This window comes from Hyphomicrobium sp. DMF-1, assembly GCF_027886585.1.
Classification (GTDB): domain Bacteria; phylum Pseudomonadota; class Alphaproteobacteria; order Rhizobiales; family Hyphomicrobiaceae; genus Hyphomicrobium_C; species Hyphomicrobium_C zavarzinii.
Window position 1 is genome coordinate 4,058,615 of record NZ_CP115706.1, and the last position, 16,823, is coordinate 4,075,437.

Genomic DNA, 16,823 nt, shown 5'->3' on the forward strand with positions numbered 1-16,823 from the left:
AGCTAACCATAGCGGCGGGCAGCGCAAATTAATAGGGGACGCGGCAACATGGGGCGGCCGCACGGTTGATTTCCATCAGACGGACCGCCTGCGGCGCATCCCGCCTCCCGTCAGGCCCACGGGAGGGTAGCCAGGAGCAGGGCCAGCCCTTCGATGTCATTGCCTCCGAACCCCTTTTGCTGCCACTTTGCGCCCCTCGGCCGACGCGCCGACGCGCAGCCCCTCCTCTCTTGCGAGTGCATCGGAATGCATCCCAGGCCCGACATGAAGACCTTCTCGTCCGACGGCGTGACGCTCGCCTATCTGGACGAGCGGCCTGCAGAGAACCCGGACGCGGAGCCGGTGCTTTTCATTCACGGCTTCGCCTCCAACGCCAACGTCAACTGGGTGGACACGGGCTGGGTGAGCGATCTGCTCGCGGCAGGCTATCGCGTCATCGCGTTCGACAACCGCGGTCACGGCCGGAGCGAAAAGCTCTACGGGCTCGAAGACTACGGCGCGCCGTTGATGGCCGAGGATGCGCGCCGCCTGCTGGATCATCTCTCGATCCCGCGCGCGCACGTGATCGGCTATTCGATGGGCGCGCGGATCGCGGCCTTCCTGGCGCTTGCGCACCCCGAGCGTGTGCAAAGCCTGGTGTTCGGCGGCCTCGGCATCAACATGGTGCGCGGAATGGCCGGCACGGGTCCGATCGCCCATGCCCTGGAAGCGCCAAGCGCGGACGCAGTCAAAAGCCAGGCGGCCCGCACGTTCCGCGTCTTCGCCGAGCAGACGAAGAGCGATCTCAAGGCGTTGGCAGCGTGCATCCGATCGGCTCGCGCGCCGATCACCGCCGAGGCGGTTTCGCAGATCGCGCGTCCGGTGCTGGTGGCTGTAGGCGAGAACGATGTGGTTGGAGGCGCCGCGCCGGACCTTGCCGCGCTTATTCCCGGCGCGGAGGCCTTCGTCATTCAAGGGCGGGAGCATATGAAGGCGGTCGGCGACCGCTCGTTCAAGGATAGGGCGCTCGCATTTCTCGCACGCCATCCGCTGCGGTAGAAGGAGGGCACGTAAGCAGCGCCGGAACCAGATCAAACGCCGGAATCACAAGGCCCCGGTGAGACAGATGTTGCTCGTCGAGGGAACATCGTGGGGGATGCCGAGCGAGCAAGTCTATCTACGGGCCGGGGCCTCGACGCACGAGATCGATTTGGCGCATTACGCATACAATGCCCACCGTTACGGCCTGTGCATCCAACGAGAGAGGGACGGATGCTAATAGCAGGGACCGACAAGCGCCTGACGATCCGGGCATTTGAATTGTAGCAAACACTCGATTGTGTTGTGTACGGATTCGCCAAAAGTCATCCGCTTATTTGTGGATAACTTTGGGGAAACTGCCAGAAAACGGTCGCACTTGAGCCCAACAGGTGCCGCAGAGCCGGCCGCAAACGGACAGAAAATCCTGCGATAGGACGTATGGGGAGGATGGGACACGTTCACCTTTCATTAGCCATAACCGGCATAGTGTCCCAAGGTCATGCGTCTCAGTCGCGTTCTCTTGCTGCCGGTTCTGGTACCGGCCCTGCTGTCCGGATGCAGCTCCGGTCCAGACTTCGTCGCCAAGTACGAGCCTTGGCGGGGAAAGGAAGAGAGCGCGTGCATCGCATCCGGCGTTCTCGCCCACACGACCTTCCTTGCAAGCCGATCCGCGCTCGGCGGTCCGAGCGTCTGCGGGACCGAACGGCCCTACGAGCTTTCCGCGGTTCTCGACGGACAAGTGCGGCTCAAACCGACGGCCATGCTGCGCTGCCCGATGATCCCGCAGGTGGAGCGCTGGACGCGTGAGAGCGTCGCCCCCGCCGCGCGCTACTACTTCGGCACCGACGTGGTGGAAATCTCCGTCGCGGGCTCCTATTCCTGCCGCCCCATGAACCACGTCTCCGGCGCCAAGCTGTCGGAGCACGGCTACGCCAATGCGCTCGACGTGGCGGGCTTCACCTTCGCTGACGGGCGCAAGATCACGATCAAGCGGGGCTGGAACGGCGATGTCACCGAGCAGGCGTTCCTGCGCGCGGTTCATCGCGGCGCGTGCCAGCAGTTCACCACGGTGCTCAGCCCGAACTACGACCGCAACCACGCGGATCACTTCCACGTGGATCTGGCGCGGCGCGGCGCGGATGGGCTCTCACGCATCTGCAAATAGGGCCGGCCGGAAGACTGGCACTGATGTAGGTTTTTTGATTGGTCGCATTTTCTTGCGACGAACCTTCTTGCGACGAACCGGCGTCCACTTCGTCGGAGAATGCTCTAGGCGCCGTGGTCTTTGTTCTGGCGCTTGGCGGCCCTGCCCGCGGTTTCCGGTCCGTCATATGTGCAACGGGCCGGTGCGCGGACCTTCCAGCTCATGCCAGTCGGAGCGTAATCGACCTCGACGGTGGCATCGAGCGACTTCTCCACCATGGCGACCATGATCGTGTAGCCGAAACCGCGCCGCTCGGGTGGCGTGACGGGCGGGCCGTCCTCCTCCTTCCAGTCGAGCAGGAACTCCCGCTCCTCGCCCGAGCCTTGCAGCCGCCAGGAGACGATGACGCGGCCGTTGCCGTCCGAAAGGGCGCCGTACTTGCTGGCGTTGGTGGCGAGCTCGTGCAGTGCCATGCCGATAGCCTGGGCTGCAGGCGGCTGGAGACGAACGGGGGGCCCTGAGATCTCGATGCGGGTTCCGATCAACTCGCGGAAGAGCGAAAGTTGCGATCGAACGAGATCGGCTACGCGCACGCCCTGCCAGTTGCTCTCGATCAAGAGATCCTGGCTGGCGGCGAGGCCGACGATGCGGTCCGAGAACTGGCGGACGAACTGCTTCGGGTCGCTCGAGGGCATCTGCCGGGCAATGGCCTGCACAACGGCCAGCATGTTCTTCGAGCGATGGTTGACCTCACGCATCAGGAGCAGGATCTGCTGCTCGGCCTGCTCGCGCAGATGGGCTGCCTCCTCGAGCGCGGTGCCGATGGCGTTGGCCTCGGATATGAGCGTCGGCTGGAACTCGACGGCCCTCCCCTCGCCCAGAGCCTTGGCGGCGCGCTCCGCCATGTTGAGAGGCTTGGTGATGACCCGCGCAACGCCGACGGCACCGGCCAGTCCCACGCAGGTGAAGGCCGCCACGATCAGCACATAGCTCAGAAGCGCCTCGCGTGCGGCGGCGTCGACAAGCTCCGCCGGCACCGAGACGTAGACCACCCACTCCGCCACGCGGGACGGCGCAGTTCCCCACTTCACGACCCTGCCCTCGAGGTCCTTGCCGCTGGCGGAGTTGTCGGTCGCCTCGCCGCGCGTTTCCTTCGACAACGGCTTGCCGACGAACTCCTCATGAAGGCGGGTTCTCGCGATGACGACGCCCTTGCGGTCTGCTATCGTACCGCGCCAATCCGGCGGCAGCTTCTGCCGGTCGAGCAGCTCCTTCATGAGGCTCGGCTCGAGCGAGAGGGACAGAATGTAGCGGATCTTGCCGTTGCGCTGGACCGGAACGCTGACCGCCATGACCGCTTTCTTGGCCACGTCGCCGATCACCACATCGGATACGAACGGACGCTGCGACGCCAGAAGCTCCTCGTCGAAGCCTGTGCTGCGGGGCAGCGGCGTGCCATAGGGGACGCGCGTATTGAAAAGCTGCTGACCGCTCATGTCGCGCAGGAAGGCGTAAAGCCCCCGTGACTTGAGAGCCGCCTCCGCCTGACGGTAGACGGTCGCGAAATCGTCCTCAGCAAGAGCAGGGGTGGTGGCGAGCGATTCGAGGACGGCGATATAGCCGTTGAGCGTCTGGTCGAGATCGGCCGCGATGCGCTCCGCGGTGCGCCGCGTCTCGTCGAAGAGGCGCGCCCGCTCGGTGGTCGTCAGGCGTGCCGCCTCCATGCCCAGCAGCACGAGCAGGGGCACGGCGAGCGCGATGATCGACAAGGCGAGGAAATAAGAGACGGGCCACGGCGGGCGAAGAGAGAATTTTCTATCCATTCCGGGCTGGGCCATCCAAGCTGGCGGTGTTTCTTACTCTTATATCAACCCGCGTTCACCTGGTAACAGTTCCAAACAGCCCAAGTGTGGCCATTCTTAGAGAATGACCACACTAAGATCCGAAAAAATAGAGAAATTCCTAGGAACCGTAGTCAGACCCGGCCAGTTTCAGCCGTGGCCTCGATACTCGCGCGGACCACCGGCTCCGTGAGCGTGGGCGCGCAGTACTCGATGAAGCGGTAGGCGTAGCCCCGGAGGTAAGCGCCGCGCCTGACGGCGATCCGCGATACGTTTTCCTGGAAAAGGTGCGTTGCGTCGAGCAGGCGCAATTGAGGGTCGCGCACAGGGTCGAAGGCCTGCGAGGCCACAATCCCCACGCCGAGGCCAAGCTCGACGTAGGCTTTGATCACGTCGGCGTCGAGGGCGGAGAGCACGATGTCGGGCACGATGCTGGCATCGGCGAACGACTTGTCGATCTTGGGGCGGCCGGTGAAGCCCTCACTGTAGGTGATAAGGGGCCATTCCGCCAAAGCGTCCAGCGTGAGCTTGTCCTCCTGCTCGAGCGCGTGGCCCGCCTTTACGATGACGCCGTGATGCCACGTGTAGTACGGGAACGACACGAGCTCGGGCGCATCCTGAAGCGACTCCGTCGCGATGCCGATGTCGGCGGTACCGTCCGCCAGCATGCGCGCGATCTCGGTCGGGCTTCCCTGGTGCAGCACGAGGTGCACGTTGGGGAACGCGTTGCGGAACTTGGCGACGACATGGGGCAGCGCATAGCGCGCCTGCGTGTGCGTGGTCGCCACGTCGAGCTGGCCGCGATCCTTGTTCGCGAACTGCTCGCCGAGCTTCTTGATGTTCTGCGTATCGAGCAGAATGCGTTCGACGATGCCAACGAGCTCCCGCCCGGGCTCAGTCAGGCCCAGCAGGCGCTTGCCGCGCCGGACGAACAGCTCGACGCCAAGCTCGTCCTCGAGATCCTTGATGTGCTTCGACACACCGGACTGCGATGTGTAGAGAGCGTTGGCGACGTCGGTGAGATTGAAATTGCGCTTTACCGTCTCACGGATGATGCGAAGCTGCTGGAAGTTCATCTGCGCTCGTTTTCTCCGAACAGGCTCAAGCGGCGGCTCTTGATGCGAACGGCTTCTCCCGTCGCCAAGCCCAACGCGGCCAGATCGTTCGGTGTGACTTCGACCTCAAAATAATCCTTCTTGCCCTGCCGCGCATCCCCATTCGCGATCAGCTCGACGCGGGTGATGGCACCGCTGGTCAATATCCTGTTTACCTTGGCGGCGACGCCCTCGCCTTCGGAGCCCTTCACGATCTCCGTATCGTGGGGACGGGCGAAGGCGACGACGGATGCGCCGTCGCTCAAGTCCGTACGGCCATGCGGCAGGCGGTCGTTTCCGACGCGGACATAGTCACCCTCGATGCGGCCTCGGAATTCGTTCACGGTGCCGATGAAGCTGTAGGCGAACGACGTCGCGGGCTCGTTGTAGATCTCGCGCGGAGAGCCGATCTGCTCGATGCGGCCCTTGTTCATGAGCACGATGCGATCCGAGACCTCGAGGGCCTCCTCCTGATCGTGCGTAACGAACACCGACGAGATATGCAGCTCGTCGTGCAGGCGGCGAAGCCAGCGGCGAAGCTCTTTTCTCACCTTCGCATCGAGCGCGCCGAACGGCTCGTCGAGCAGGAGCACCTGCGGCTCGACGGCGAGGGCGCGGGCCAACGCGATGCGCTGGCGCTGTCCGCCCGACAACTGGGCCGGAAAGCGATCGGCCAGCCAATCGAGCTGAACCAGCTCCAAAAGGCGCTGGACCTTTGCGCGGATCTCCTTCTCGGAAGGCCGCTGCGATTTCGGCTTCACCCGCAGGCCGAACGCCACGTTCTCGAACACGGTCATATGCCGGAACAGGGCGTAATGCTGGAACACGAAGCCGACCTGGCGCTCGCGAACGTGCTTGTTCGAAGCATCCTCGCCCGAGAGGATGATCGAGCCCTGGTCTGCGCTTTCGAGGCCCGCAATGATGCGCAGAAGCGTCGTCTTTCCGCAGCCGGAAGGACCCAGGAGGGCGATCAGCTCTCCGCGCGGCAGATCGAGGTTGATATTGTCCAGAGCCTTGAAGCTGCCGAACGACTTCGAGATGTTTTTGACCTCGATGCTCATGAAGACTTCTCCTCGGACTGAGTGAGGCCCGCCCGCCATTCGATGTAGGTCTTGATGGCGAGGGTTACGAGAGCCAGCAGCGCGAGCAAGGATGCAACGGCAAAGGCAGCCGCGAACTGGTACTCATTATAAAGGATTTCGACGTGCAGAGGCATGGTGTTGGTCTCGCCGCGGATGTGGCCGGAGACGACCGACACGGCGCCGAACTCGCCCATGGCGCGCGCGTTACATAGAATAACGCCGTACAGCAGCGCCCACTTCACGTTCGGCAGCGTGACACGCCAGAACATCTGCCAGCCCGAGGCGCCGAGCGTGACAGCCGCTTCCTCCTCGTCGCGTCCCTGGGACTGCATGAGCGGGATCAACTCGCGCGCCACGAAGGGAAACGTCACGAAGATAGTTGCCAGCACGATGCCGGGCACGGCGAAGATGATGCGGATGTCGTGCGCCGCAAGCCAATGGCCGAACCAGCCTTGTGCGCCAAACATCAGCACATAGATGAGGCCGGCGACCACGGGCGAGACGGAGAACGGCAGGTCGATGAAGGTGATGAGGAAGTGCTTGCCGGGGAAATCGAACTTCGCGATGGCCCAGGCAGCCGCGATGCCGAAGACGAGGTTCAAGGGAACCGAGATGGCCGCCGCGATCAGCGTGAGCTTGATGGCAGACAGCGTATCGGGTTCGATGAGGGCCGCCAGATAGGCGTCCCATCCCTTGCGTAGCCCCTCGACGAAAACGGCGATCAAGGGCAGCAACAGGAACAGGGCGAAATACGAGAGCCCGATGCCGAGAAGGGCATACTTCACCCATGGCTTGTCGCGCGTGGCGACATTGGCCTCGAAGCGGGTGGCAGAGCCCGAGTGGGGCGCAAGGTGTGCAGCGGCTCCGGCCATCAGGCTTCCCTCCCCGTGCGGCGGGCGGTCCACGCCTGCAAGCCGTTGATGACGAGCAGCAGCAGGAACGAGACGATCAGCATGACGGAGGCAACGGCGGTCGCGCCTTCGTAGTCGTACTGCTCGAGCTTGGTGATGATCATCAAGGGCGTGATCTCTGAAACGAGCGGAATGTTGCCCGCGATGAAGATGACCGAGCCGTATTCACCGACGGCGCGTGCAAAGGCGAGCGCGAAGCCGGTGAGAAGCGCCGGCACGAGGCTTGGAAACACGACGCGGCGGAAGGTCTGGAAGCGGCTGGCGCCGAGGCTCGCGGCCGCCTCCTCGAACTCCGCATCGAGGTCTTCGAGAATTGGCTGAACGGTGCGTACGATGAACGGCAGGCCGATGAAGATGAGTGCGATCAGAATGCCGAGCGGCGTGAACGCGACCTTGATGCCGAACGGCTCGAGATACTGTCCGACCCAGCCGTTCTTGGCGTAAAGCGCGGTGAGCGAGATGCCGGCGACGGCCGTGGGCAACGCGAACGGCAGGTCGATCAGCGCATCCACCAGCTTCTTGCCGGGGAAGGTGTAGCGGACGAGGCTCCACGCCAGGATCAGGCCGAACACGACATTGATGGCGGCCGCCAGCAGGGAGGCGCCGAAGCTCAGCTTGTACGAGGCGACCACGCGGGGCGCCGAGGCTGCATTGATGAAACCTTCCCATCCCAAGCTCGCCGACTTGATGAAGACAGCGGAGAGCGGAATGAGAACGATGAGGGAGAGGTAGGCCAGGGTGAATCCGAGCGACAGCCCGAATCCCGGCAGAACCCTCTTTGCGCGTGCGTATGCCATATCTACTGAAGTCCTGTGTCAGTGCGCAATCGTCAGGGCGATTACAACAGAGACCGAACACAGCAGCGCCGTCCAGGAGATCAGCTTCTCAACTTGTATGTGTTTCGATGGCAAGACACCGTCCCCCGAACTGTCGGCATGCACCCTATGGGGCGGGCGCATAGAACTAGAAATAATAAGAACTGCGATCGATATTCGAATTTCTGGATTAGACGCGGTCAGGGGGCGGGGGCGACGATCACGAGATAAGCGGTCGTTCGAGATGTCGACGGGTTTTCAATGGCGTAGATACTGGAGGCCTCGAAGGCTATTGCGTCACCCTCGCTGAGCGTGATGGGTGCGTCTGCGCCGACCGCGACGGTTAATTGTCCGTGCGAGACGACGAGGTTGTGCCGTGTTCCGATGGGAGAGGCGGGAAACTCCTCACGATGTCCAGCCTCGATCTGCAGCTCGAAGAAGCCGGTGGAGCGCTGACGCGCACCCGGCAGGAGACTGCGTGTCGAATAGCGGCCCTCGCTGGTTATGAGCACGCTCGCGCGATCGCGGCTCAGCACGACGACGGTGGGCTCGCGCTCGGTCGCGACGAGAGTGGCAACGGGAACGCCGAGCGCATCGGCCACTCGCCAAAGCAGGCTCACGGTAGGCACGCTCTTGGCCGTCTCGATCTGCCCGAGCATCGCGCGGCTCACGCCCGACAGCTCGGCGAGCCGCTCCAGCGACAGGCCCTGGGCCTTGCGCAGACGGCGCAAATTCGAACCCACGATGACGGGGACGTCGCGTGGCGTTGCTTCGGGCGTGAGGGTATCGAAACCCGCATCCCGGTCATCCGGTTCTGCTCTGCTCATTGAGATCGAAGGTGCCGCAATCGTTTTCATGACTGCCAACGTAGCGGCAGCGGCCCTTCACACGAACCAAGAAGAAATGATGTGCTTATGCGCTAGCTCGAATTGCGAGCACACCGCGAAACACTGTTCGCGAAATAGGAAAAGGGCCACTCGTGAGAATGGCCCTTTTCCGTTGGTCGTTCAGAGCATTCGCATCAGAACTTGATGATCGCGCCGGTCATGACGAGGTCGACATCCTCCACCGGAGCGTTGCGGATGGCGCCAGAGGCAGGACCACTGGTCGCACCAGTCAAGCCTTTTAGGGTCAGATCACTTTCGACATGGCGATATGAGAGATACAGAACCATCGCGGCCTTGTCGAAGCCTTGGGCGATGCCTGCGCCGAACACCTCGACGCCGGTTCCCCAGATTGCCCAGCCATGCGCGGCGGCTGGATCAGGGCTCAGTGCATCGCTCTGCGTGACCGTCCGGCGAGAATTGGCTCCGCCTTCGTAGTCGTAGTACTCGCCGTAGATCGTGGTTTTTCCGAACTCGTTGAATTTCTTCTCGATACCTGCCTGCACAGCCCAGAAGTCCTGGCTGTCGTCCACGCCAGCCACGGTAGCAAAGCGTGCCTGCTTCTTCAGGTAGTCATCGTTCTTCACACCCGCGCCGGCGTTCAGGAACAGACCGGTCGCTTCATGCACCACGCTGATGGAGCCGCCGAACTGATCGCATTTCTGATCCGTGCTCGCCACACCCGGCGCCGCGTCGGCGCGGCCAGCGCAAACGGTCTTGGTTTGAAGATAATAGCCATCTGTCACTTTGCCATAGCCGACGCCCGCAGCCACCTTAAAGCCACCGAACTCCCCGGTGTAACGAAGTGCCAGATCCCAGAAGTCGTCCTCGCCCCAGGAAGCGGAAGCCGTGAAGCCGGCGATTTCGGGAGATTCATACTTGATGAGGTTGAAGCGACGCTCGCCTTCGCCGGGCTGGTCACCGCCATCACCGATGAGGCGACGCAGCGTCAAGCCATTGTCGCCGGGGCTGCTGGTGGCGCTTGTCGTTGGCGTGACCGCGTTGTTCGTCAGACGGCCATTGATTGCCGAGCGGAGAAGCAAGCCAAAGCCGGTGTCCTCGACGTCGGAGTACTTGGCGAAGTCTTTGGTCTGCGTCTGGTTGATCTCGGTGATCTGGTCGGTCGCGCTCGCCTGCATTCCGAGAGACACGGAACCAAACTTCTTGTTCTTCACGAACCAATAGCTGTCGCGAAGATCGAGGCCGATATCAGCGGGATTACCGTCACCCTTGGCGTTGAATTGGTTCGAGCGCTTCGAGTTGGCGGAGCGAACGCCGATCTCGATCCGATAGCCCGCTTCCCAATCGGCGTCGATCTTGGCCTTGCCGCGGAAACCGATACGCGTGCGGGAGTTGTCGTTGGTGACCTGATAGACGTTGCTCTCTTTGCCGTCGTCCCAATACATCAGGGCTTCGTTCACCTGACCGTAGACCTCGAGCGACACCTTACGATTGCCCTTGCGAGCCGTCGTCGCCTCGAGCTCTGCGATGCGCTCCTCAAGATCGGAGCAGCAGCTTCCCCCGAGATCCGCTGCAGATGCCTGCACCATACCAACCGAGACGAGCAGCCCGGCAGCCATGGCCGCCGCATACCCTCTCCGTCCCCTCGTTCCCCCAACCATTAGACATTCTCCGTTATATTAGACGGATCCTCTGCGATAACGTTTTGATATATCTTGTATTTTCCATATTACGTACTCCTCGCTCAAGGATTCCGAGCGTCACCGTTTCACATTCCGTACACAATGTTGCGTGGAAGACGCGTTCACTGCCGCCCGGGCACGCACGATGTCTGCAATGCTGCACAAGGAACGCGGGACGGCGCGTGCAGGTGTGTGCTTCTCCGCACGCACCTGACGCGACTCAGAAAATTCGGAACTGAAGCTCGACTCTAGAGCGCGGCGAACACAGGCCGGCGAATCGACGAACGAGTTTCAACGTAGGTCCGATCCGTTAATGAATATTCATTATTGAGTTGCTGAAGCAGCTTCAGCCCATAGGGCCACGGGCCGTAACCCGCCTCCGCATTAATGTGGCCGGCCGCTCCGAGATTGACGAGATTAGCGCCCCACGCGTCAGCGAGGCCGGCGGCGCGCTCGAAGCTCAGCCACGGGTCATTGGTGGAAGCCACCAGAGTGACCGGAAAACCGAGCGGGCTAGCAGGCAAGAGATCGGTGACGCCGAACTTCTCGGGATCGGCAGGTGCCACAAGCAAGAGGCCGGCGATGCGATCGCGATAGTCTTCCGCCGCCTGCACGGCCGCGAGCACGCCGAAGCTGTGCGCGGCGATGAGGAGCGGCCCCGGCTGGCGCGAGATCTCACGGCGGATGCGGCTTGTCCATTCGGGAAGATCCGCGCGCTTCCAATCGCGCTGGATGACGCGAACAACGTCCTCGAGCTGCGTTTCAAACCAGGTTTGCCAGTGGGCGGAGCCGCTGGAATTCAATCCCGGAACAATGAGCGTCGTGGTCATGGAGGCGATCCTTCAAAGCTGCGGGCTCTCGATTTTGACCCGCCTGTCGTCGACAAAAAGCTAGCGGCGGAACACACGCGACTTGGGCTTTGCACGACAACAGGCCTCGATGATCGAGACGGCTCTGACGATCGAGAAGGCTGCGGCCAGCGCCAGGCCCGATGCGGTCACGCTCATCACTCCCATCGTGTCGATCATTGGCATGAGGGACTTTCCTGGTTCGTGAGCCGGGCTGCGAGGACGCTACGCGAGAGAGTTATTGAAGGGGACGCTGCGGATCCGCCGCCCACGCTTCCTTCAGGAGAAAAGGAGCGGGAGCGGCGGATATTAGTGCTTAGGATGGATCAGCTCTTGCTGCCGGGCACGTAGATCTGGTCGAACGTGCCGCCGTCAGCGAAGTGGGTCTTGTAAGCGTTCGCCCAGCCGCCAAACGCGTCGTCGATCTTGAAGAGATTGATCTTCGGGAACTGCGATGCGTACTTCTCGGCGACCTTCTGGTCCGTGGGGCGATAGAAGTTCTTGCCCGCGATCTCCTGGCCTTCCGGCGAATAGAGATAGTTCAGATAGGCTTCAGCAATCTTGCGGGTGCCTTTCTTGTCGACGTTCTTGTCGATCACAGCGACCGGCGGCTCGGCGAGAATGCTGATGGTCGGCACGACGATCTCAAACTTGTCCGGACCAAGCTCCTTGAGCGCCAGGAACGCCTCGTTCTCCCAGGAGATGAAGACGTCGCCCACGCCGCGCTCGACGAACGTGGTGGTCGAACCGCGCGCGCCCGAATCGAGCACCGGCACGTTCTTGTAAAGGCGCTTCACGAAATCCTTGGCTTGCTCGTCGCCGCCGTACTTGCGCTTGGCGTACTCCCAGGCCGCAAGATAATTCCACTGCGCGCCGCCGGAGGTCTTCGGGTTCGGCGTGATGACCTGCACGCCATCCTTCACCAGATCATCCCAATCCTTGATGCCCTTCTCGTTACCCTTGCGAACGAGGAAGACGATCGTGGAGGTATAGGGCGTGCTGTTGTGCGGCAAGCGCTTCTGCCAGTCGGCCGGCAAAAGCTTGCCCTTGTCGGCGATACCATCGATGTCACGAGCAAGCGCGAGAGTCACGACATCGGCCTCGAGACCGTCGATCACCGCGCGGGCCTGCTTGCCCGAGCCACCGTGCGACTGCTTGATGGTGAGATCCTCGCCACCCGTCGACTTCCAGTGCTTGATGAAGGCCGCGTTGAACTCCTGATAGAGCTCACGGGTGGGATCGTAGGAAACGTTGAGAAGCTCGGCCGCGTTGGACGCAGCCGCGAGGCCGGCCAGGCCGACAGACAAGCCGAGCGCTAGGGCGGTTCGGCGCGAAAGAAGGGCGAGTGACATCGTGAGCTCCTCTGGATTTGGCTTAACTGGAGCCGACCGTAGGCGGCGCCTCGCGTGGAGCGAACCAAGAAGAACTGCTGAGCTTATGAACAATACTGCGGACACATATCCACTGAGCGCGGAAGTCGAGCGGATGCGCGCTCGTTAACACCGTTTGTCGCGTGAGCCACTAGCGGTCGACGTCGGCGCGGCGCACTTTCTGCTCGGAGATTTCCGGCGCGCACAGCTCGATGAACCGGTAGACGTAAGAACGCAGGAAGCGTCCGCGCCGCACCGCAAGGCTCGACACGTTCTCGTCGAACAGATGCGTGCATTCGATCAGTGACAGGGCCTGGTCCCGCTCGGGGTCAAAGGCCATTGATGCGATAATCCCGACGCCCAGCCCGAGTTCCACGTAAGCCTTGATCACGTCGGCATCGAGGGCGGACATGGCGATATCCGGCTCAACGCCTGCCTTCTCGAACGCCTGGTCGATGCGTGCGCGGCCCGTCAGGCCCTCGTCGTACGTGATGATCGGATAGTCGGCGACCGCTTCGAGCGTCAAAGGCTCGACGCCGAGCAGCGGATGGTTCTTTGGCACCACGAGGCCGTGCGACCAGCGGTGATAAGGGAAGGCGAGGAGGCCGGGATTGTCCTCCAGCGTGTCGGTGGCGATGCCGAGATCCGTCTGGCCTTCGAGCAGAATGGCTGCGATCTCCTTGGGGCTTGCCTGATGCAGCACGAGGCGCACATCCGGAAACGCCGCCTTGAAGCGCGCGATGACAGGGGGCAGCATGTAACGCGCCTGCGTGTGCGTCGTGGCAATGTTCAGCGTGCCGGAATCGCTCTTTGCGAACTGCTGCGAGAGGAGCGCCATGTTCTCGGATTCGAGCAGGATCCTTTCCGCGATGACGATGACCTCCTGCCCCGGCTCCGTAAGACCCAGTAGGCGCTTGCCGCGCCGCACAAATATCTCGAGCCCCAGCTCCTCCTCCAGGTCGCGGATGTGCTTCGACACGCCGGATTGCGAGGTGAGGAGCGCCTGGGCGGCGTCGGTCAGATTGAAATTGCGCCGAACCGTCTCGCGGATGATGCGAAGCTGCTGAAAGTTCATGACCGCCGAGGAGTTACCTGTCGCCGAAGGGCCTCGCCAACGTGTAACCGCGCTTCGCACAATAGCGAATAACCATTTTCTTCTTTGCTTATGCCGAAATCGAAAATGCCCGCAACTCGGGGGATCGCGAACGGCCTCGCCTCGCAATGCCAGCCCGATTGAATGCTTCTCACTTCTTGTTATTTGACCCTGCTCGCCGATGAGCGCTTGATGACCATGCGAGGCGGTTTGCGCTCGCCGCGGTGATTTCGAGGTTCACTTGCGCCGCGTCATCAAACGCTAAGGAGTAGCCATGACGTTCTTCTCTTTCCGCTACGGCCCCGACGCTGACGGCCGTCTCCTTTCCGGCCCCGCCGCGCTCGCCTGTCGGTGTTGTTGATCGCCTGAGCCGGGCTGCTTCCCGGCTCCCGATGCAACCCTTCCGACCTATTGCGAGTTAGCCCGCCGACACGCGGGAAAGGATACATATACAATGTCAGATGCATTCGTTATCGAGGTGGCCGACGAGACCGCCGGCATCGTTGTCCGCCTGGACAGCGAGAAGAGCTACCGCTTCCATGCTTCGCTGCCGCGCTACTATCCGCTCGACGGCAAAATCTTCTCCGCTCCGCGCGATGCAGAGCGGGCCGCACTCGCCCAGTTCGGCCGCGGGCCGAAGCAGAAAGCGAGGGCTGCTTAGTCTTCCGGGACCGGGCAGACGACGCTCATGCGCCTTACGCCCGGTCTCGGTCCACCTCTCCATTTTGCTTTCTTTCGCCTTGCCACTGCCTTCGACCTCGCCACCGTCCCGCGCGCTCACCGGCGCCTCTTCCGTGAGCGCTGCGCCCGATGGCCGCCCATCTCCCTGGACCACGGTGGTCACGCCAAACGTTTCTGGCCGCGGTTCTCCTCCGGGCCGGTTCGTTCTCACGAGCCGGCCCTTTTTTCAATTCCCGCTTCTAGTCATACAAGAAAGGTTCGACTGATGACGACACTGCGCAAAACCCTCCTGGGTCTCGGCCTCGCAGCGCTCGCGCCCTTTGCGGCCAACGCCGAAAGCTCCATTCTCAACGCGTCGTATGACGTCTCGCGCGAGCTCTACAAAGACATCAACCCCGCGTTCGTCGCGCATTGGAAGCAGACGAAGGGCGCCGACATCACCGTCAACCAGTCGCACGGCGGCTCGACCAAGCAGGCAAAGGCCGTGGCCGAGGGCCTCGAGGCCGACGTCGTGACGCTGAACCAGGCGACCGACCTCGACTTCCTCGCCAGCAAGGACGTGGTCGACAAGGACTGGAAGTCGAAGTTCCCGCATGACGCCGCGCCGTACACAACTACCAGCATCTTCATCGTGCGCCAGGGCAATCCCAAGGGCATCAAGGACTGGAGCGATCTCGTGAAGCCCGGCGTCTCGGTCGTCATTCCGAACCCGAAGACGTCCGGAAACGGCCGCTACACGTATCTTGCCGCCTGGGGATATGCGCTCGGTGCCGACAAGAGCGAGGACAAGGCGCGCGAGTTCGTCAGCAAGCTGTTCGCCAACGTGCCGGTGTTCGACGGCGGCGGGCGTGGCGCAACGACGACCTTCACGCAGCGTGACGTGGGTGACGTGCTCGTGACGTTCGAGAACGAGGTCGCGCTGCTCAAGACCGAATTCGGCGACAAGTTCGACGTCATCTATCCGTCCATCAGCATCGAGGCCGCGCCGCCGGTCGCCATCAACAAGGTGATCACCGCCAAGCGCGGCACGGCCGAGCTGGCCAAGGGCTACCTCGATTTCCTCTATACGCCCGCTGCGCAGAAGATCATCGCCAAGCATGGCTTCCGTCCGTGGGACAAGGACGCGCTGGCCGAGGCCAAGCTGCCGGAGATCAAGACGTTCAAGGTTGAGGACAAGATCAGCAGCTGGGCCGATGCGCAGAAGAAGCATTTCGCGGATGGCGGCATCTACGACCAGATCACCACGACCAAGAGCAACTGACACTTAGCTCTCGCGCACGATGGGGGACGCCCGGCTTCTGCACACAGCAGGGCCGGGCTTTTCATTTGCGAATTTGCTTATCACTTCTTCTTGGTTCAGGGGCGCGGCAGCGATTTCTAACATCTTGCGGCAAGCGCGCGGTTCGCTTGTTCGTCAGAGAGGCGGATCACTCCCGTGACATTCAAGATCGACGGCATCGTCAGCGCGCTCAGAAGCTCGCGGAGCGCTTTATCACGCACGGTCGACCCGAACGGACGCGTTCTCGATCTTCCTTCCCCGCGCGAGGTTTCGGAAGCCGTTTCGGGGATCACGTCCTCGCTCTTTCCGCGCCGCTACGGCGGGGCGAAAGGCGGCCTCAACGGAGAACTCGACTATTTCGTCGGATATACGCTCGGCAAGGCGCTCGAAGCATTGCGGGCTCAGGTCGTTCGCGAGCTGCGGTTCACCGCGTCTCTCAACGGCAACGAGCCCGACGACAGCGAAGCTGTGGCGCTTTCCATCGCGCAGGATTTCGCCGATGGGCTGCCGGCGATCCTCGACATTCTCTATAGCGACATCCGCGCCGCCTACGACGGAGACCCTTCCGCCAAAAGCCACGAGGAAGTGCTGCTCAGCTATCCGGGCGTCAAAGCGATCATTCATCACCGCCTTGCGCACGCGCTCTACAAGCTCGGCGTACCGATCATCGCGCGCATCATCGCGGAAAGCTCGCACTCGTCGACCGGCATCGACATTCATCCCGGCGCGGAGATCGGCGGCAGCTTCTTCATCGATCACGGCACAGGCGTCGTAATCGGCGAGACCGCCGTGATCGGCGAGCGCGTGCGTCTGTATCAGGCGGTGACGCTCGGCGCGAAACGCTTCTCCGTCGACGAGAACGGCGCGCTGGTGAAAGGGCTGCCGCGTCATCCGATCGTGGAGGATGACGTCGTCGTCTACGCGGGCGCGACCATTCTCGGGCGGGTGACGATCGGGCGTGGCTCGGTGATCGGCGGCAACGTCTGGCTCACGCGGAGCGTGCCGCCAAACAGCAACATCGTGCAGGCGCAAGCACGCAGCGAAACGTTCGACGGCGGCGCCGGAATATAAATCTCTTCTTGACGCCAAATACGCAATGAGCAATCTGACCGTGCGCG

General features: G+C 62.4%; 16 protein-coding genes. 5 read left to right on the plus strand and 11 right to left on the minus strand.

Annotated elements, in window-relative coordinates; genetic code table 11:
* Positions 1 to 264 precede the first annotated feature (264 nt).
* Together PE058_RS18535 and PE058_RS18540 are read left to right on the plus strand one after the other, a co-directional pair.
* Positions 265 to 1,038, plus strand: coding sequence for an alpha/beta fold hydrolase (locus tag PE058_RS18535; RefSeq protein WP_020085006.1), 774 nt, complete (start codon positions 265 to 267; stop codon positions 1,036 to 1,038).
* 481 nt (positions 1,039 to 1,519) lie between these two features.
* Positions 1,520 to 2,185, plus strand: coding sequence for an extensin-like domain-containing protein (locus PE058_RS18540; protein ID WP_020085004.1), 666 nt, complete (start codon positions 1,520 to 1,522; stop codon positions 2,183 to 2,185).
* A gap of 104 nt (positions 2,186 to 2,289) precedes the next feature.
* Here the strand turns inward: PE058_RS18540 and PE058_RS18545 are convergent, their stop codons facing one another.
* The 11 genes from PE058_RS18545 to PE058_RS18595 all read right to left on the minus strand — a co-directional run bounded on the left by PE058_RS18545 (position 2,290) and on the right by PE058_RS18595 (position 13,727).
* Positions 2,290 to 3,987: a sensor histidine kinase gene (locus PE058_RS18545; RefSeq protein ID WP_271029046.1), complete on the minus strand. Its 1,698-nt coding sequence runs from the start codon at positions 3,985 to 3,987 to the stop codon at positions 2,290 to 2,292.
* Positions 3,988 to 4,139: 152 nt separating this feature from the next.
* The gene (locus PE058_RS18550; RefSeq protein WP_271029047.1) at positions 4,140 to 5,081 is read right to left on the minus strand and encodes a CysB family HTH-type transcriptional regulator; all 942 of its coding nucleotides are present in this window, start codon (positions 5,079 to 5,081) and stop codon (positions 4,140 to 4,142) included.
* Positions 5,078 to 6,160, minus strand: a complete 1,083-nt coding sequence (locus PE058_RS18555) for a sulfate/molybdate ABC transporter ATP-binding protein (protein ID WP_020085001.1) — start codon at positions 6,158 to 6,160, stop codon at positions 5,078 to 5,080. Before PE058_RS18555 ends, PE058_RS18550 begins: the two co-directional genes overlap by 4 nt.
* A complete protein-coding gene (gene cysW, locus PE058_RS18560; protein WP_020085000.1) occupies positions 6,157 to 7,053 on the minus strand; it encodes a sulfate ABC transporter permease subunit CysW in 897 nt (298 codons plus the stop codon). Before cysW ends, PE058_RS18555 begins: the two co-directional genes overlap by 4 nt.
* Positions 7,053 to 7,889, minus strand: coding sequence for a sulfate ABC transporter permease subunit CysT (gene cysT, locus PE058_RS18565; RefSeq protein ID WP_020084999.1), 837 nt, complete (start codon positions 7,887 to 7,889; stop codon positions 7,053 to 7,055). The genes cysW and cysT overlap by 1 nt, the downstream gene beginning before the upstream one ends.
* Positions 7,890 to 8,107: 218 nt before the next feature.
* The gene (locus tag PE058_RS18570; protein ID WP_020084998.1) at positions 8,108 to 8,734 is read right to left on the minus strand and encodes a helix-turn-helix domain-containing protein; all 627 of its coding nucleotides are present in this window, start codon (positions 8,732 to 8,734) and stop codon (positions 8,108 to 8,110) included.
* A 194-nt stretch (positions 8,735 to 8,928) separates the two neighbouring features.
* Positions 8,929 to 10,413 (minus strand): porin, encoded by a 1,485-nt coding sequence (locus PE058_RS18575; RefSeq protein WP_271029048.1) that lies wholly within the window; start codon positions 10,411 to 10,413, stop codon positions 8,929 to 8,931.
* Positions 10,414 to 10,682: 269 nt separating this feature from the next.
* Positions 10,683 to 11,264 carry an RBBP9/YdeN family alpha/beta hydrolase gene (locus PE058_RS18580; protein WP_020084996.1) on the minus strand — a complete coding sequence of 194 codons (582 nt, stop codon included), beginning with the start codon at positions 11,262 to 11,264 and terminating at the stop codon, positions 10,683 to 10,685.
* A 60-nt stretch (positions 11,265 to 11,324) separates the two neighbouring features.
* The gene (locus PE058_RS18585) at positions 11,325 to 11,468 is read right to left on the minus strand and encodes a hypothetical protein (protein ID WP_156827278.1); all 144 of its coding nucleotides are present in this window, start codon (positions 11,466 to 11,468) and stop codon (positions 11,325 to 11,327) included.
* 140 nt (positions 11,469 to 11,608) lie between these two features.
* The gene (locus PE058_RS18590) at positions 11,609 to 12,634 is read right to left on the minus strand and encodes a sulfate ABC transporter substrate-binding protein (protein WP_020084994.1); all 1,026 of its coding nucleotides are present in this window, start codon (positions 12,632 to 12,634) and stop codon (positions 11,609 to 11,611) included.
* A gap of 169 nt (positions 12,635 to 12,803) precedes the next feature.
* Positions 12,804 to 13,727 (minus strand): CysB family HTH-type transcriptional regulator, encoded by a 924-nt coding sequence (locus tag PE058_RS18595; RefSeq protein ID WP_020084993.1) that lies wholly within the window; start codon positions 13,725 to 13,727, stop codon positions 12,804 to 12,806.
* A 472-nt stretch (positions 13,728 to 14,199) separates the two neighbouring features.
* Here PE058_RS18595 and PE058_RS18600 point away from each other — a divergent pair, with 472 nt between their 5' ends.
* The 3 genes from PE058_RS18600 (at position 14,200) to epsC (ending at position 16,776) form a co-directional block, all read left to right on the plus strand.
* Complete coding sequence (locus PE058_RS18600; RefSeq protein ID WP_020084992.1) at positions 14,200 to 14,406, plus strand: hypothetical protein; 207 nt, start codon at positions 14,200 to 14,202, stop codon at positions 14,404 to 14,406.
* Between the two features lie 285 nt (positions 14,407 to 14,691).
* A complete protein-coding gene (locus PE058_RS18605) occupies positions 14,692 to 15,687 on the plus strand; it encodes a sulfate ABC transporter substrate-binding protein (protein WP_020084991.1) in 996 nt (331 codons plus the stop codon).
* A gap of 174 nt (positions 15,688 to 15,861) precedes the next feature.
* Positions 15,862 to 16,776, plus strand: coding sequence for a serine O-acetyltransferase EpsC (epsC, locus tag PE058_RS18610; RefSeq protein WP_020084990.1), 915 nt, complete (start codon positions 15,862 to 15,864; stop codon positions 16,774 to 16,776).
* Positions 16,777 to 16,823: the final 47 nt, after the last annotated feature.

Excerpts from the sequence above, each read along its gene's own strand:
- PE058_RS18535 (WP_020085006.1), top strand. The coding sequence starts at position 265 with ATGAAGACCTTCTCGTCCGACGGCGTGACGCTCGCCTATCTGGACGAG.
- PE058_RS18540 (WP_020085004.1), top strand. The coding sequence starts at position 1,520 with ATGCGTCTCAGTCGCGTTCTCTTGCTGCCGGTTCTGGTACCGGCCCTG.
- PE058_RS18545 (WP_271029046.1), bottom strand. The coding sequence starts at position 3,987 with ATGGATAGAAAATTCTCTCTTCGCCCGCCGTGGCCCGTCTCTTATTTC.
- PE058_RS18550 (WP_271029047.1), bottom strand. The coding sequence starts at position 5,081 with ATGAACTTCCAGCAGCTTCGCATCATCCGTGAGACGGTAAAGCGCAAT.
- PE058_RS18555 (WP_020085001.1), bottom strand. The coding sequence starts at position 6,160 with ATGAGCATCGAGGTCAAAAACATCTCGAAGTCGTTCGGCAGCTTCAAG.
- cysW (WP_020085000.1), bottom strand. The coding sequence starts at position 7,053 with ATGGCCGGAGCCGCTGCACACCTTGCGCCCCACTCGGGCTCTGCCACC.
- cysT (WP_020084999.1), bottom strand. The coding sequence starts at position 7,889 with ATGGCATACGCACGCGCAAAGAGGGTTCTGCCGGGATTCGGGCTGTCG.
- PE058_RS18570 (WP_020084998.1), bottom strand. The coding sequence starts at position 8,734 with ATGAGCAGAGCAGAACCGGATGACCGGGATGCGGGTTTCGATACCCTC.
- PE058_RS18575 (WP_271029048.1), bottom strand. The coding sequence starts at position 10,413 with ATGGTTGGGGGAACGAGGGGACGGAGAGGGTATGCGGCGGCCATGGCT.
- PE058_RS18580 (WP_020084996.1), bottom strand. The coding sequence starts at position 11,264 with ATGACCACGACGCTCATTGTTCCGGGATTGAATTCCAGCGGCTCCGCC.
- PE058_RS18585 (WP_156827278.1), bottom strand. The coding sequence starts at position 11,468 with ATGCCAATGATCGACACGATGGGAGTGATGAGCGTGACCGCATCGGGC.
- PE058_RS18590 (WP_020084994.1), bottom strand. The coding sequence starts at position 12,634 with ATGTCACTCGCCCTTCTTTCGCGCCGAACCGCCCTAGCGCTCGGCTTG.
- PE058_RS18595 (WP_020084993.1), bottom strand. The coding sequence starts at position 13,727 with ATGAACTTTCAGCAGCTTCGCATCATCCGCGAGACGGTTCGGCGCAAT.
- PE058_RS18600 (WP_020084992.1), top strand. The coding sequence starts at position 14,200 with ATGTCAGATGCATTCGTTATCGAGGTGGCCGACGAGACCGCCGGCATC.
- PE058_RS18605 (WP_020084991.1), top strand. The coding sequence starts at position 14,692 with ATGACGACACTGCGCAAAACCCTCCTGGGTCTCGGCCTCGCAGCGCTC.